We start from the raw sequence: 13269 nt of genomic DNA on the forward strand, positions 1-13269 counted from the left end.
AGGATAGCAATCATGGCCAACGCGCAGCTCCAATCCGTGCTCGACCACATCGACAAGGATTTCGATAACAGCCTGCAGCGCCTGTTCTCGTTGTTGCGGATCAAGTCGATCTCGGCCGATCCCGCCTTCGCCGATGATTGCAAGGCTGCCGCCGAGCATCTCGCCAGGGACATCGCCAGCCTCGGTGTTGCCACCGAGGTGAGGCCGACCGCGGGTCATCCCGCCGTCGTCGGCAAGACCGGCGCGGGCGGCCGGCCGCACGTGCTGTTCTACGGCCATTACGATGTGCAGCCGGTCGACCCGCTTGATCTCTGGCACCGTCCGCCGTTCGAGCCCGTCGTCACCGATCATGCCGACGGCCGCAAGATCATCGTCGCGCGCGGCGCCGAGGACGACAAAGGGCAGGTGATGACGTTCGTCGAGGCCTGCCGCGCCTGGAAGAAGGTGACGGGCTCGCTGCCGGTCGACGTCACCTTCCTGATCGAGGGCGAGGAGGAGGTCGGCTCGAAGAACTTCGTGCCCTTCATCGAGGCCAACAAGGACGAGTTCAAGGCCGATTACGTGCTGGTGTGCGACACCAGCATGTGGGACCGCAAAACGCCGGCGATCACGACCTCGCTGCGCGGCCTGCTCTATGAAGAGCTCAAGATCACCGCCGCCAATCGCGATCTGCATTCCGGCGTGTTCGGCGGCACCGCGATGAACCCGATCCGCCTGCTCACGAAGATCCTGGGTGGCCTGTTCGACGACGACAACCGCATCACCATCCCCGGCTTCTATGACGGCGTGAAGGACACGCCGCCCGATATCCTGGAGCAGTGGAAGCAGCTCGATTTCACGCCCGAGACCTTTCTCAAGCCGGTCGGGCTGTCGCTCCCGGCTGGCGAGAAGGGCAGGCTGCTGGTCGAGCAGGCCTCGACGCGCCCGACCTGCGATGTCAACGGCATCTGGGGCGGCTATATCGGCGAGGGCTCCAAGACCGTGATCCCCTCGCATGCTTCGGCCAAGGTCTCGTTCCGCCTGGTTCAGGGCCAGGACCCGCAAAAGATCCGCAAGGCCTTCCGTGATTACGTGACGGCGCGCATTCCCGGCGACTGCAAGGTCGAGTTCGGCGACCATTCCGCCGCGCCCGCAGTCGCGCTCGACTGGACCATGAAGCCGCTCGCCGCCGCCAGCAAGGCGCTCGCGGAGGAATGGGGCAAGGAGACCGTGCTGATGGGCTCGGGCGCCTCGATCCCGATCGTCGCCGACTTCAAGCGCACGCTCGGCCTCGACTCGCTGCTGGTGGGGTTTGGCCTCGACGACGACAACATCCACTCGCCGAACGAGAAATACGACCTGCAGAGCTTCCAGAAGGGCATCCGCTCCTGGGCAAGGATCCTCGCCGCGCTGGCGGAGGTGAAATAGGCACGGTGCGGTAGGGTGGATTAGCCGAAGGCGTAATCCACCAACTCTTGCGGGCTGCACCAAGAGAAGAGGTGGATTACGCTTCGCTAATCCACCCTACGAAGTTCACGAAACAAAAACGCCGCCCGGAATTGGGCGGCGTTTCATTCCAATACGTGCAGAGGTAGTTCGACGGAAACACTACCTCAATTTCGTGAATATCTCAAGACCGGTAGCCGGGATTGACGCGGTCGAGCTTGCGCAGCAAGGGCGGCCACACGAGGTTGTTTGCGCGCAGCTCGGCGCGGTCGCGGTTGGCGAGCAGCTCGGTGTTCTTCTCGATCGCGATCTCCTCGACCGGATAGACCGGCGTGCCGAGCGCGCGCGTGCGCACCTGCATCGAGCAGGCGCGCTCGAGATGGTACATGCGCTCGAACGCGGAGGCGACCGAGCGGCCGACCGTCAGCGTGCCGTGATTGCGCAGCAGCATGTGGTTGTGGTCGCCGAGATCCTTCTGCAGCCGCGGCCGCTCCTCGTGGTCGAGCGCGATGCCTTCATAGTCGTGATAGGCGAGGTCGTGGGTGACGAGCTGGGCGGTCTGGTTCAGGGGCAAGAGCCCTTCCGCGCTGCTCGACACCGCGGTTCCGTCGAGGGTGTGGAGATGCAGCACGCAGATCGCGTCCTCGCGCACCTCGTGGATCGCCGAATGGATGGTGAAGCCGGCAGGATTGATGCTGTACTCGCTCTCGGAGAGCTGATTGCCGTGCAGGTCGACCTTGACGAGGCTGGAGGCCGTGATTTCCTCGAACATCAGCCCGTAGGGATTGATCAGGAAGTGATGGTCGGGACCGGGCACGCGCGCGGAGATGTGGGTGTCGACCAGATCGTCCCAGCCGTACAGCGCGACCAGGCGATAGCATGCGGCGAGATTGACCCGTTGCTGCCACTCCGCCTCCGTCATGTTGGAGGGGACTTCCCTCAGGCGGGCTTCTGCTGGCGACATGGCTGATCTCTCCGAACCTCGTTGTTGCGGAGGAGGAGCGTAGTCGCGGGAGAGGCTTGCGGCAAGGCGCGAGGAGCGTGGCTGTCAAGCGTGGCCCGCATGGAGCGCGTAGCCCGCATGGAGCGAAGCGGAATGCGGGGCAGCTCGCACGATGCCACAGGTCCCGGATTACGCTTCGCTCCATCCGGGCTACGGATACGGAGAAATCCTACGGTGCCGGGATCGACAGCAGGCTGGAAATGCCGCGCCCCCGGATGTCGTAGACGCGGGCGAACACCACGTCGTCGCGCTTGATCTCGACCATGACCGGGGCGGTGAGGCCCTTGCAGTAGAACTCGCCGAGCGTCATGGCGAAATCGGCCGCGTTGGAATCCCAGCCGATGGTGAAGTCGGGCCCGAGCGCCACCTGGGCCGGGCGCTGCGGACCGCACACCGCCACCTTCCATTTGCGGTTGCCGGGCGGCACTTCCTGGCGCTCGACGAGCTGCTCGCGCAATCCGTCGGAGGCCTGCTTCAAGGCGAGGCCCCAATAGTCCAGCATGAAGCGGTCGTCGGCGCCGCGCACGGTGCCGGCAATGTGGTTGAAGTGCGTGTATTGATAGGGGTGCAGCCGGATCATCTCGGCGAGCGACAGCGCAAGGCCGAAGCAGAAGGTGGCGAGCACGACCGGCTGCCAGGTGCGGTGATTGGCCCGCAGGCGCTCCATGGTCCAGGCGAAGGCGACGCCGCCGAGCACCGCCATCGGCGGGATCACGAAGACGAAATGGCGGATGCCGTTGTAGAGCGCCGGGCGCTTCACCATCGCGATCGCGAGCGGCAGGGTAGCAGCCAGCGTCAGCATCAGGAGGATGGTCTTGCGGCGTGCCGGAACCTCGCGCCGCGGCAGCATGGCGAAGGTGCTGACGATCGCACCGCCCATCAGAACCAGCATCACCTCGGGCAGCTGCAGGGCGAACAGCGTCGGCAGATACGACCAGGGCATGTCGGGCACCGATACGATCGCACCGTCGAACATCTCCTTCCACGGCTTCTCGAAGAAATGCGAGAAGTAGGTCAGCGCCGCCAAGGGATTGCCTGGCTCCATGATCGACCACGGCCAGATCAGGCCCATCACGAGGTAGCCGAGCACGAGGCCTGGCAGCAACACATAGACGACATGGGCGAAGCGGCGAACGGATTCGCGCGGACCTTCGGTGCGCAATTCCTCCAGGAACAGCGGCACGAAGCCGACCACGGCGTAGACGAGCGCGAGTCCGCCGAGAACACGGCAGCCGAGCGAAAGGCCGGCCCCCAAGCCGACGATCAGGATCGTGCGCGGCGATGGCTGCGGATATTCCTCGGCGAGGCGGACGAGGCCGAGCATCAGGACGACCATGGCGACCGCGAAGGGTGCATCCTTCGGGTTCATGAACATGTGGCCGTAAAAGGTCGGGCAGAGCGCAAGCAGGAGGAGGGAAGCCAGACCGGCAAGCGGTCCGCCGATGCGGCGGCCGAGCCGCCATGTCACGGCAAGCCCGATTACGCCGACGATGGCGCCGACCAGACGGCGGGTCTCGAACAGCTCGAGCGGAATGACCTTGTGCAGCAGGGCCGCGACCATGTCGAAGCCGCCGCCATACATGTAGAGATTGGCGAAGGAGAGCGCCGCGGTGTCCTTGAAGCCGGAACCGAACATGCGCAGCAGCAGGTCGGCATATTCGGCGTGGGTGTAGTCGTCCCAGCCGAGCCCGTAGTCGCGGAAGGTCAAGCCTGCAATGACGGCGACCGCGGCCAGCACCAGCATGGCGAGATCGTCGCAAGTCCGTTCGATCGAGCGCCGCTGAGGCGTGTCGATCGCCGAAGTCGTGATGGATGTCATGGCTATCGGTGCCCCGGAATCCCCTTTTGGCCCTGCTGGCGCGCGCGGGCCTCAACCCCGGACTCCCTATAGCGCAGTTCCATTACCAAGTAATTGGGCATTATGGCTAAATTCCTGATGCGACGCAGCAATTCCGGTTGGCACCCATTCAGATGACGTTGCGAGCAGCTTTAGCAGTAGCGAGCCCCGGCTGAAGGGAATGTGAATAAGTCCCTGATTTCCTTCCCTTTAGGAACACCGCCCAGAATTGGCCGTTGGCGTGGAACAGCGTATGACGGTATCGTGGCGTAGCGGTTCTCGCGCGTGATGCGCGGCCGGGGGTGAGTTCGATGAATTTGGCATTGCTGATCGTGGGGATTTGCGCCGTGCTGGCGGGTCTCCTCGCGGTGATTTTCGGCATGACGATCAGGGAATTCAGCCTCGGTGGGACTCTCATAGTCTCCGGCACCATTGGCGTCTGCTCCGGAATGTTACTGGTCGGCCTGCATCTGGTGCTGCTCGAGCTCAGGGGCATCGCACGCCGGCTGGCCGGTGCGGTCGCGCCATCCGAGGTTCGGGTCAGGCCCGCGCTGCCGGGCCTCGCTGTGCCTGGCGTAGTCGCGCCCGAGCCGGTGCCCGCTGCGGCGGTGAGAGCCGAGCCGGCGCCGCCGCCACCGCCCGCAAGTCCGCCGCCGTGGCAGAGCGAAGCTGCAGCGCGCGAGCGGCCGCGTGCCGAGGCACCGCAGCAGGAGCCGGAAGCCCCGACACCGCCTCCCGCTCCGGAAGCGTCGCGCCGGCGCAACCTGCTGTTCGCCTCGACCTCGCGCAAGGAGCGCGAGCGCGCGGAAGCAAAATCCACTGAAACTGCCCCGCCGTCCAAGGAGCCCAGCGAGGCCCCGAACCTTTCGCCCCCTGCGAGCTTTGACGTCGCCTGGCCGAAGCCGGACCGTGCGCGCCCGCCGGAGCCGCCGGCCGCCCAACGCCGTCCGCCGCCGCCGCGCTCGCCGTCGACCTTGGCAGAGACCGCTCCTGAGCCGGCGCCCGAGCCGCCGCCGCCCGTGGAGCCCCCGCCGGTGACGGTGCTCAAGTCCGGCGTCGTCGATGGCATGGCGTATTCGCTCTATTCCGATGGCTCCATCGAGGCGCAGATGCCGGAGGGCATGATGCGCTTTGCCTCGATCGACGAGCTCCGTGCCCATCTCGACCAGCGCGGTTGAAGCGACCGCGCGCTCAAGTAGACGGGCGCTTTTCACCAGTAATCAGTGCCTCGCCGTCAGTCATCGTGTTTCAGCCGAATGTATTCTTGACAGGGAATACTTCGGTGTCGTCAATCCTGTAAGCCACAAGCGGACAAGGGAGGGCGCATGTCGGATGCGGGGGCGAAGAATTTCATCGAGCTGACCGCGAGCATCGTGTCGGCCTATCTCAGCAACAATCCGACGCCGGCGGCCGAGATTCCGAACCTGATCAGTCAGGTGCATGGCGCCTTGGTGCGGGTCTCGTCAGGCCGCACCGAGACCGCGCCGCTGGAGCCGGCCAAGCCCGCCGTCTCGCTCAAGAAGTCGATCGCGCCCGATTATCTCGTGTGCCTCGAAGACGGCAAGCGCTTCAAGTCGCTGAAGCGCCATCTGCGCACGCAGTACAACATGACGCCGGAGCAGTACCGCGAGAAGTGGGGCTTGCCGGCCGACTATCCCATGGTCGCCCCGAACTATGCGGTGGCGCGCTCGCAACTGGCCAAGCAGATGGGCCTCGGGCAGCAGCAGCGGAAGCGGAAGTAGTCGGGGTCTTGTAGGGTGGGCAAAGGCGCAAAGCGCCGTGCCCACGCGTTTACGTTGATTGCACACAGAAGGTGGGCACGCTCCGCTTTGCCCACCCTACGAGAGCATCTTACGACGCTTCCGCGAGCGCCTCTCTCGCATCGGTCTTGATGCGCTCGACCATCGAGCGCAGGCCATTGGAGCGCTGCGGCGTCAGATGATCGCGAAAGCCGAACTCGTTGAACACGGCGATCGCGTCGGTATTGAGGATCTCCCGCGGCGTGCGGCCCGAATACAGCGCGAGCACGATCGCGACCAGCCCGCGCACGATATGGGCGTCACTGTCGCCGCGATATTTCAGGACCGGCTCGCCATTGCTGCGATCGACCGTCTTCTGCAGCCAGACCTGGCTGACGCAGCCCTGCACCTTGTTCTCGGCCGAGTGTTCCGCCTCCGGCAGCGGTTCCAGAGTGCGGCCGAGCTCGATGACGTACCGGTAGCGGTCGTCCCACTCGTCCAGAAGCTCGAAATTGTCCCTGATGTCGTCAATCGTCGTCATATCGGCCCGCAGTTCCCGCCTACCGCCAATATAGAGACGCGAAGCCCTGAAATCGATAGGGCCTGGACGCTTAATTCGCCGGCCCCGGTCCGCGCCATTCGAGCGCAAGGTCGTCCTGGGTCAGGGTATCGCGCGGCGCCTCGCTCGCTGCAAAATCGCCTTCGCCGGCCAGCGCGATCGAGCCGGTATGGTCGGGCGCCTTCTTGCTGTCGGTCTTGCTGCCGTCGTTCCTGCCGCCGTCGATCTTGTCGTTGGTGATCTGCTCCTTCTTGTCGTTGATGATCTGATAGAGCTTCTTCGCGCCGTCCTGGGCGCGCTGGCCGATGATGGTCGCGGCCTGGCCGCCGACCTCGCAGGCCGCCGGCTGGCGCTTGCAGAACTGGGTCACGTCGGAAACGGCCGCGGTCGCGGCCTGCACCGCATCGGCGGCGCCGATCTGCGGCAGCTTGTCCGATTCGGGCGTCTTGTCCCGCGGCAGGAGCACCAGCACCAGCCCGAGCCAGAATGTGATGCGGAGCAGAAAGCGCATCTTATCGACCTGTCCGTTAGACTCCGCCCGCGGCGATCTCCGCGGATGTCGGACCTAGCGATCCTCGATAAATCGCAAGTGATTGCCTTGAGCTTAATTCGCGGAAAATTGACGCAAAATTCTTCCGCAGCGACGTTCCGGTAAATTTTCGATTGACGCCCGTACCCATGGTTCTGCCGGCCGCCCGCATCCACCAATTCGAAACCATGCGGAGCAGGGCGAAACCCCGCGTTCACCATTCGCAGCGAAGACGTCGCCAAATCGTCTAAAAAGCTCCGCGATAACGCGGTGTCCGGCCACACGCTGTGCCGCCTTAGCACTCGTTTAAGGTCGCTCTGACACGGTGGCTCAACGACAAGGAGGCGTTCCGGCGCGTCTTCCAAGAGACGATTGAGCCGAAGCGCGAGACCCGTGACAGTTTTGAGTATCATCCGCGATTGTCTCGATGCACTGCTGCATCCCTCCGCGCGCTACGATGCGCTGATGCGCGCGCGCCATCGCGCCTTCATGGCACCGCGGCTGCTCGGCAGCCTCGCCGCCTTCGCTGCATTTCCGGTCTATCTCGCCATGCGCGGCGCGCCGAGCGCGATCGAGGTCGCGGCCTTTGCCTGGCTGATCGCGCCGATCATGTTGTCCTGGTTCCTGTCGCGCACCGGCCGTTACGAGGGCGCACACGTGCTGTCGTCGCTGGCGCTCGCCGGCCTGATCATGGCTGTCGCGATCACGACAGGCGGCATCGAATCCTTCGCCGCGGTCTGGCTGATCGTGGTTCCGCTCGAAGCTGCGCTGTCGGCCTCGCGCCGCGTCGCGGCGTTTGCCTCGCTGCTTGCGCTGTCCTGCGCCGGAATGCTGATTCTGGTCAGCCAGCTCGGCTGGCTGCCGGTGGTTGAGCCGAGTGCCGCCGAGCGCGGCGTGCTGATGGCTTTCGGGGTCACGTCTGCCACTCTTTATGCCGCCGGCCTCGCCTTCGGCGCGGAATCGCTCGCGCGCACCAGCGTCGCGCTGTTGTCGCGCGAGGAGGAGCGTTACCGCCTGCTGGCGCGCAACATGAGCGATGTCATCTCGCGGCATCAGCGCAACGGTGCGGTGCAATTCATCTCGCCGGCGGTGGAGGCCATGCTCGGAGCGCAGGTGGCGCAACTGCTCGGCCACGGCCTGTTCGACCGTGTCCATGTCGCCGATCGGCCGGCCTATCTCACGGCACTGTCCGACGCGGCGCGCGGCGAGGTGCGCAGCGTCGAGTTCAGGCTGCGGCGCGAGCCCGCCGCCGAGCGCGGCCAGGTCGATTTCATCTGGGTCGAGATGCGCTGCCGTCCGCTCGATCAGGACAGCGGGCGTGACGTCACGTGCGAAGCCGAAGTCGTCGCGGTGATGCGCGACGTCACCGACCGCAAGCTTTTCGAGCAGGCGCTGGACCAGGCGCGCAGCGCCGCCGAGGCGGCCGATGCCGCCAAGACGCGCTTCCTCGCCACCATGAGCCACGAGCTGCGCACGCCGCTCAACGCCATCATCGGCTTCTCCGAGATGATCGCGCAGGAGCAGGCCTTGATGCTGGGTGCTGCGCAGCGCAAGGAATACGCCCAGCTGATCAACGATTCCGGCCAGCACCTGCTGTCGGTCGTCAACGGCATCCTGGACATGTCGAAGATGGAATCGGGCAATTTCGAGATCGCGTCCGAGCCGTTCGCGCCGCGCGCTTCGCTATTGCATTGCTGCAATCTGCTGGCGCTGAAGGCGCGGGAGAACGGCATCGACCTGATCACCGACGCGCCGCAGGACCTGCCCGTCATGACCGGCGATCCCAGGGCCTTCAAGCAGATCGTGCTCAACCTCGTCGCCAACGCCATCAAGTTCACAGAGCGCGGCGGTCAGGTCTGCGTATCGGCCGCGGTGTCCGGCTCGCAGCTGACGCTGCGCATCAGCGACACCGGCGTCGGCATCGCGTCCGACGATCTCAAGCGCATCGGCGCGCCGTTCTTCCAGGCCGGCACGACCTATCAGCGCCGTCACGAGGGCACCGGCCTTGGACTTTCGATCGTGAAGAGTCTCGTGGCGTTGCATCTCGGCGAATTGACGGTACAAAGCAGGTTGGGCGAGGGCACGGCGGTCACCGTCAAGCTGCCGCTCGTCTACACGCCGCCGCAAGCCAAGCCGGCCGAGCGCAAGATTGCGACGCTGACGCCTGTGCTGCGCCAAGAACTTCAAGGTCAGGATCTTCAAGACCAAGCTCACGACCAGTCTCAGGACCAACCCGCTCTGGTGAAGAAAAGTGCCTAAGAAGTCTGCCAAGGACGAAGCCGCTCCGCGCCGCCGTGGCGCCAAAGCTGCGGTTGTCGACGTCGAGACCGAGCGCAACCTCGTGATGCGCGTGCTGCTGCACAGCCCCAAGGACACGCTGGCCGGCCTCGTCGCCGTCGCCGCGATCGCCGCGATCGTTGCCAATGCGCTGTTCCTCCAGACCGGCCGGCATCCCGCGCCGATGTTCGGCACGGTGATCAATCTTCCCGCGCCGTCGTCCGTGCCGCTGTCGAATCCCATGCCGCGTCCGCGCCCCGTCGGCGCCGATACCTCGCCGCTCGAGCCGCGCGCGACCGAGTTCCGTGTCGAGCCTAAGCCTGCCGAGCCCAAGCCCGCCGAGCGTGCTGCCGAAAAGCCGGTCGAGGCGACCGCCTCGACGCGCTCGAATGATCCGATGACCAATCTGGTCAAGGCGACCACCTCGACGCCGCCCGCGGCCCTGCGTCCGCCGGCGCCGATCCCGGCGCAAAGCCCGGCCGCACGCCGCATCGCCGGCGTGCAGCGCGCGCTGTCCGAATACGGCTACGGCAATCTGAAGATCACGGGCACCATGAGCGGCGAGACCCAGGCCGCGATCCAGAAGTTCGAGCGCGAGCACAAGATGCAGGTCACCGGCCAGGTCTCGGACCGGCTGCTGCGCGAGCTCGCCGCTGCGATCGGCCGCCCGGTCGAATAGCCGCACGTCGAGTGTCGTTGACGCAGGTCAATTGCCGGCGCCGGCACGATGGACCGGATCCGATACGATTGCGATTTGAGTGGGATCAATGACGGCCGGCGGCCGCAGGAACAAGATGGCTCATCTCATCAAGGAAGAGAGGTCGTCATGTTCAAGGTCTCGATTCTCGTCTGGATCATGCTCGGCACGACGCTGGCGGGCATCAGCCTCATCGTGGTGCTGATGGTCCCGAGTTTTGCCGCCGACGCCATCAGGAACATCCCCTATGCCGTGGCGGTAGGATTTGCACTCGCTATGCCGCTGTCATACTTCATCGCAACGCAGATTCGCGGTGGTCAGGACGGCACGCGCAAGGCGTGAGACGTAAAGCTGGCGTGAGGCCTCGCGCTGGCCTATCGTCGAATTCATGCGTTTGAAATCCAATATTTGGGTGGCGGCTTACTTGCGCCGGTGCCAGACCGAGGGCGTATTCGGCGCCGTGCGGCGTCGCGGTGCCGAGGAGGCGGGCGCGGTGTTCGTCAAGGTGTCGCTGCTCGACGGCCATGCCATGCTGTATGCGCCGGCGCCGCAGACCGTCTATGACGACGGCCGGCCGGTCGACCGCTTTTTCGTCCCTGTCGCGCCGCAGCCTCTGCCGGATCACACGATCGAGGAGCGGCTGACCAAGGAAATCCGCTTCGATCCGGATGCCTGGATCGTCGAGACCGAGGATCGCGCGGGCCGGCATTTTCTGGAATTGGCCAAGGCGTAGCTTCAACCGTCATTGCTCGCAATGACGGGGTTGGAGTTCGTTGCGTGCCTCACCGCTGCCGCTCGCTGCGGCGGCGTAAGCAAATCAGCGATCCGACGGATTAGTCCCCGTCCGCACCGCCGGGCTCGAGCCGGGCTGCACGCCCGGCCGCGTCTGGCTCGCGCCGGCGCGTGCGCGCTGGCGCTCCCCGTCATGCAGCGAGGACTGATACTTCGCGCGGGTGACCGCGAGCGTCGAGCCGCGCCAGGCCGCCAGCATCACCAGCGCCGATCGCTCGGCGAGACGGTCATAGAGCCGCGACAGGCGGTACACGGCGTTCACGGACGTTCCGATCTCCGGCTTGAAGAACAAGAGAATGCGCTGGAACACCGGGCTCGGCATGTCGAGCGCGCGTGCGGCAACGGCAAGCGCCTCGCCGCCGGCATCGTCGACGATCTGGGCTGCGACGCGCGAGGGCAGGATCAGGCTGTCGCCGAGCTCGAAGGTGAAGCTTTCGATATCGCCCGCGATCGCCGCCATCTCCAGGATCTGGATCGCGCGCTTGGCGCGCACGGTCGGAATACGGGGGGCGGCTTTCAGCGGGGTCTGCGCCAGATTGTGCAGGATCAGCGCGCGCTCGGAGGCGCCGGCGCGGAAGAACATGTCGTGGATCTCGGCCGCCTCTTTCGGCTGCATCGCCAAGTTGGCGGCCATGCGTTGCTCGGCCTCGGTCGGCACGCGCGCCGGAGCAGACGCGCGCGGCGGGGCGGGGATCTCCCGGGCCAGTGGAACCCTGCGGCCTTCCTGGGTGGCGACCAGGCCGAGCTTCTGCAGGATCGGGACGGGCGTCTGCGGATAGACCGCGAGGCGGGCCTTGACGGCCGCGCGCGTCGCATCGTCGACCTGGTCGATCAGCCGCGTGGCGAGCTCGACGAATTGCCGCTGCTCGTCGTCGCTGTGGGTGCTCGTCTGGACATAGAGGTCGGTCAGCACGCGCAGCAGCGTCGGACGGACATCGACACCTTCGCGACGGGACAGGGTCATCAGCCCGTCGAATCCGGGAAACAGCGACTTGGTCATGGAGGCGTACGCAACTCGGGAAAGATACTTGGGGGCGAGCCTAGCGCAGCTTCGTTTAAAGCCTCGTTAAGGAAAACGAGGCGTGAAGCCGGCCCTGCAATTTGAGGCGTTGTCGTGCCGCAACGGGACGGCGCGGCGCGGTCCGTGCGGCTACGGTTGAAGCGGCCCGTTTACACCCCGTTAACCATGAGCTGATCTTAATGAATGCATGTTGCTGGGGCGCGTTCGGTCGCGCGGCAATTGAAGAGAGCTGACATGGGGACCATCATCGAATTTCCGGCCGGTCGCCGGGTGGGCTCGTCCGGGGATGTCGCTCCGCGCGCGGACATGGGAACGGTTCTGATCCTTCCCGTGATTCGAATCGAGCGCGAGGCGGACGAAACCAGCGGCGATCGCGGACCGGAGCAGGGCACAGCGCCGGGGCGCCGTCGTCGCCGCCGCTGACATTCGGCTTCATGCAATGCCGGACGTCATCCGCCAGATCCGGCCTGTCCTATCGGCCGTCCTGCTCACGCTGCTAGGCGCGTTGCTCGCGGCGTGTAGCGGCGGCGACTTCGGCCGCACCCGCGAGAGCATGCGCAGCGACGACATGCATCGCTGGCTCGGTGCGGAGGTCACCTCCAGCGTCGGCCTGAGACCATCGCAATTCCAGCTCACCGACGAAGAGCGCCAGCTTCGCGATCTCGCCTATCCCATGATCGAGCCGCCGCTGTCGCGCCCCGCATGGAAGAGCGTGTTCGGCGACTACAAGGCGCTGCCCTCGCCGTGGCTGCAGAAGGTCGTGTTCGACCGCACCATGTACGGGCGCACCCTGATCGACGAGCCGCACCGCTCGCATTCCTCGCGCTATGCGCAGCTGATCGAGGACGTGCGCAACGACATCACCCGCTTCGAGCCGTTCTTCGCATCCGCGATCCGCGTCATCGATCTCGACAGGAAGCGCGATGCCAGCATGGCGCGTGTCTCCGCGCTGTCGCCGAGGGAGAGGGACGACGCGGTCGCGCGCATGCAGGAGAACTCGCTGATCATCCAGTGGGTGCAGCAATGCCTGGAGCAGCGCATCTCGTCCTATCGCTGGGCGCTGGAGCGCCTGGTGATCCAGGCCCCCGACGGCATGGCCGCCGATGCCGACCGCCTGATCGGCGAGCTCGCCGCCCAGACCGCCAATCCGCCGGTCCAGGGGCAACCGCCCTATGCTCGCGCGGTGGTCTCGAAGGGCTAAGCACGGGTCCTCAGCCCTTTGAGCGCGGCCGCCCCGCGGCCGATCGGCCCGATTCCCCGGGCCGCCTGACCGGTTCCACGGGAGTGCGCCGCCTGCCGCCGCCCACCTGGTTGAGGTTCTCCGGGAACCGCATTGATGGCCCTTGTCCTTCCGCGCCGGCCGGATAGGATCGCATCGTTTCTTCGAATT

14 protein-coding genes are annotated in these 13269 nt (G+C 65.6%); 9 read left to right on the forward strand and 5 right to left on the reverse strand.

The annotated features are described in order from the left end of the window. Positions 1-12 precede the first annotated feature (12 nt). Positions 13-1407: a M20/M25/M40 family metallo-hydrolase gene (locus I6F37_RS22935; RefSeq protein ID WP_036005975.1), complete on the forward strand. Its 1395-nt coding sequence runs from the start codon at positions 13-15 to the stop codon at positions 1405-1407. A gap of 202 nt (positions 1408-1609) precedes the next feature. On the opposite strand, the gene I6F37_RS22940 is transcribed toward I6F37_RS22935, so the two are convergent. Beyond that, on the reverse strand, positions 1610-2389 hold the full coding sequence (locus I6F37_RS22940; RefSeq protein ID WP_036005973.1) for a class II aldolase/adducin family protein: 780 nt from the start codon (positions 2387-2389) through the stop codon (positions 1610-1612). Positions 2390-2597: 208 nt separating this feature from the next. Further along, a complete protein-coding gene (locus I6F37_RS22945; protein ID WP_074447486.1) occupies positions 2598-4247 on the reverse strand; it encodes a glycosyltransferase family 39 protein in 1650 nt (549 codons plus the stop codon). Between the two features lie 329 nt (positions 4248-4576). On the opposite strand from I6F37_RS22945, the gene I6F37_RS22950 reads away from it, so the two are divergent. Both I6F37_RS22950 and I6F37_RS22955 read left to right on the forward strand, forming a co-directional pair. Continuing rightward, positions 4577-5443 (forward strand): DUF308 domain-containing protein, encoded by an 867-nt coding sequence (locus I6F37_RS22950; RefSeq protein ID WP_225127224.1) that lies wholly within the window; start codon positions 4577-4579, stop codon positions 5441-5443. 147 nt (positions 5444-5590) lie between these two features. Then, complete coding sequence (locus I6F37_RS22955; protein ID WP_036005917.1) at positions 5591-6007, forward strand: MucR family transcriptional regulator; 417 nt, start codon at positions 5591-5593, stop codon at positions 6005-6007. 109 nt (positions 6008-6116) lie between these two features. Here the strand turns inward: I6F37_RS22955 and I6F37_RS22960 are convergent, their stop codons facing one another. Next, a complete protein-coding gene (locus tag I6F37_RS22960) occupies positions 6117-6545 on the reverse strand; it encodes a SufE family protein (protein ID WP_036005915.1) in 429 nt (142 codons plus the stop codon). A 70-nt stretch (positions 6546-6615) separates the two neighbouring features. After that, positions 6616-7074 (reverse strand): DUF5330 domain-containing protein, encoded by a 459-nt coding sequence (locus tag I6F37_RS22965; protein ID WP_036005913.1) that lies wholly within the window; start codon positions 7072-7074, stop codon positions 6616-6618. A gap of 411 nt (positions 7075-7485) precedes the next feature. Here I6F37_RS22965 and I6F37_RS22970 point away from each other — a divergent pair, with 411 nt between their 5' ends. The 4 genes from I6F37_RS22970 to I6F37_RS22985 all read left to right on the forward strand — a co-directional run bounded on the left by I6F37_RS22970 (position 7486) and on the right by I6F37_RS22985 (position 10799). Further along, positions 7486-9351, forward strand: coding sequence for a HAMP domain-containing sensor histidine kinase (locus tag I6F37_RS22970; RefSeq protein ID WP_036005911.1), 1866 nt, complete (start codon positions 7486-7488; stop codon positions 9349-9351). After that, a complete protein-coding gene (locus tag I6F37_RS22975; protein ID WP_036005910.1) occupies positions 9344-10048 on the forward strand; it encodes a peptidoglycan-binding domain-containing protein in 705 nt (234 codons plus the stop codon). Before I6F37_RS22970 ends, I6F37_RS22975 begins: the two co-directional genes overlap by 8 nt. Positions 10049-10195: 147 nt before the next feature. Beyond that, entirely contained in the window at positions 10196-10408 is a 213-nt protein-coding gene (locus tag I6F37_RS22980; protein ID WP_024339804.1) for a hypothetical protein, read from the forward strand. Between the two features lie 46 nt (positions 10409-10454). After that, positions 10455-10799 (forward strand): DUF1491 family protein, encoded by a 345-nt coding sequence (locus tag I6F37_RS22985; RefSeq protein WP_036005907.1) that lies wholly within the window; start codon positions 10455-10457, stop codon positions 10797-10799. Between the two features lie 84 nt (positions 10800-10883). On the opposite strand, the gene I6F37_RS22990 is transcribed toward I6F37_RS22985, so the two are convergent. Beyond that, positions 10884-11858 (reverse strand): DUF2336 domain-containing protein, encoded by a 975-nt coding sequence (locus I6F37_RS22990; RefSeq protein WP_036005905.1) that lies wholly within the window; start codon positions 11856-11858, stop codon positions 10884-10886. A 255-nt stretch (positions 11859-12113) separates the two neighbouring features. Here I6F37_RS22990 and I6F37_RS22995 point away from each other — a divergent pair, with 255 nt between their 5' ends. Further along, on the forward strand, positions 12114-12302 hold the full coding sequence (locus I6F37_RS22995; RefSeq protein ID WP_036005903.1) for a hypothetical protein: 189 nt from the start codon (positions 12114-12116) through the stop codon (positions 12300-12302). Positions 12303-12318: 16 nt separating this feature from the next. Further along, complete coding sequence (locus I6F37_RS23000; RefSeq protein WP_036005901.1) at positions 12319-13080, forward strand: hypothetical protein; 762 nt, start codon at positions 12319-12321, stop codon at positions 13078-13080. Positions 13081-13269 lie beyond the last annotated feature (189 nt).

Source organism: Bradyrhizobium sp. NBAIM08 (genome assembly GCF_020193935.1).
Taxonomy (GTDB): domain Bacteria; phylum Pseudomonadota; class Alphaproteobacteria; order Rhizobiales; family Xanthobacteraceae; genus Bradyrhizobium; species Bradyrhizobium yuanmingense.

Bases quoted from the DNA above. Each gene is read 5' to 3' on its own strand.
- I6F37_RS22935 (WP_036005975.1), top strand. From the start codon at position 13: ATGGCCAACGCGCAGCTCCAATCCGTGCTCGACCACATCGACAAGGAT.
- I6F37_RS22940 (WP_036005973.1), bottom strand. From the start codon at position 2,389: ATGTCGCCAGCAGAAGCCCGCCTGAGGGAAGTCCCCTCCAACATGACG.
- I6F37_RS22945 (WP_074447486.1), bottom strand. From the start codon at position 4,247: ATGACATCCATCACGACTTCGGCGATCGACACGCCTCAGCGGCGCTCG.
- I6F37_RS22950 (WP_225127224.1), top strand. From the start codon at position 4,577: ATGAATTTGGCATTGCTGATCGTGGGGATTTGCGCCGTGCTGGCGGGT.
- I6F37_RS22955 (WP_036005917.1), top strand. From the start codon at position 5,591: ATGTCGGATGCGGGGGCGAAGAATTTCATCGAGCTGACCGCGAGCATC.
- I6F37_RS22960 (WP_036005915.1), bottom strand. From the start codon at position 6,545: ATGACGACGATTGACGACATCAGGGACAATTTCGAGCTTCTGGACGAG.
- I6F37_RS22965 (WP_036005913.1), bottom strand. From the start codon at position 7,074: ATGCGCTTTCTGCTCCGCATCACATTCTGGCTCGGGCTGGTGCTGGTG.
- I6F37_RS22980 (WP_024339804.1), top strand. From the start codon at position 10,196: ATGTTCAAGGTCTCGATTCTCGTCTGGATCATGCTCGGCACGACGCTG.
- I6F37_RS22985 (WP_036005907.1), top strand. From the start codon at position 10,455: ATGCGTTTGAAATCCAATATTTGGGTGGCGGCTTACTTGCGCCGGTGC.
- I6F37_RS22990 (WP_036005905.1), bottom strand. From the start codon at position 11,858: ATGACCAAGTCGCTGTTTCCCGGATTCGACGGGCTGATGACCCTGTCC.
- I6F37_RS22995 (WP_036005903.1), top strand. From the start codon at position 12,114: ATGGGGACCATCATCGAATTTCCGGCCGGTCGCCGGGTGGGCTCGTCC.
- I6F37_RS23000 (WP_036005901.1), top strand. From the start codon at position 12,319: ATGCCGGACGTCATCCGCCAGATCCGGCCTGTCCTATCGGCCGTCCTG.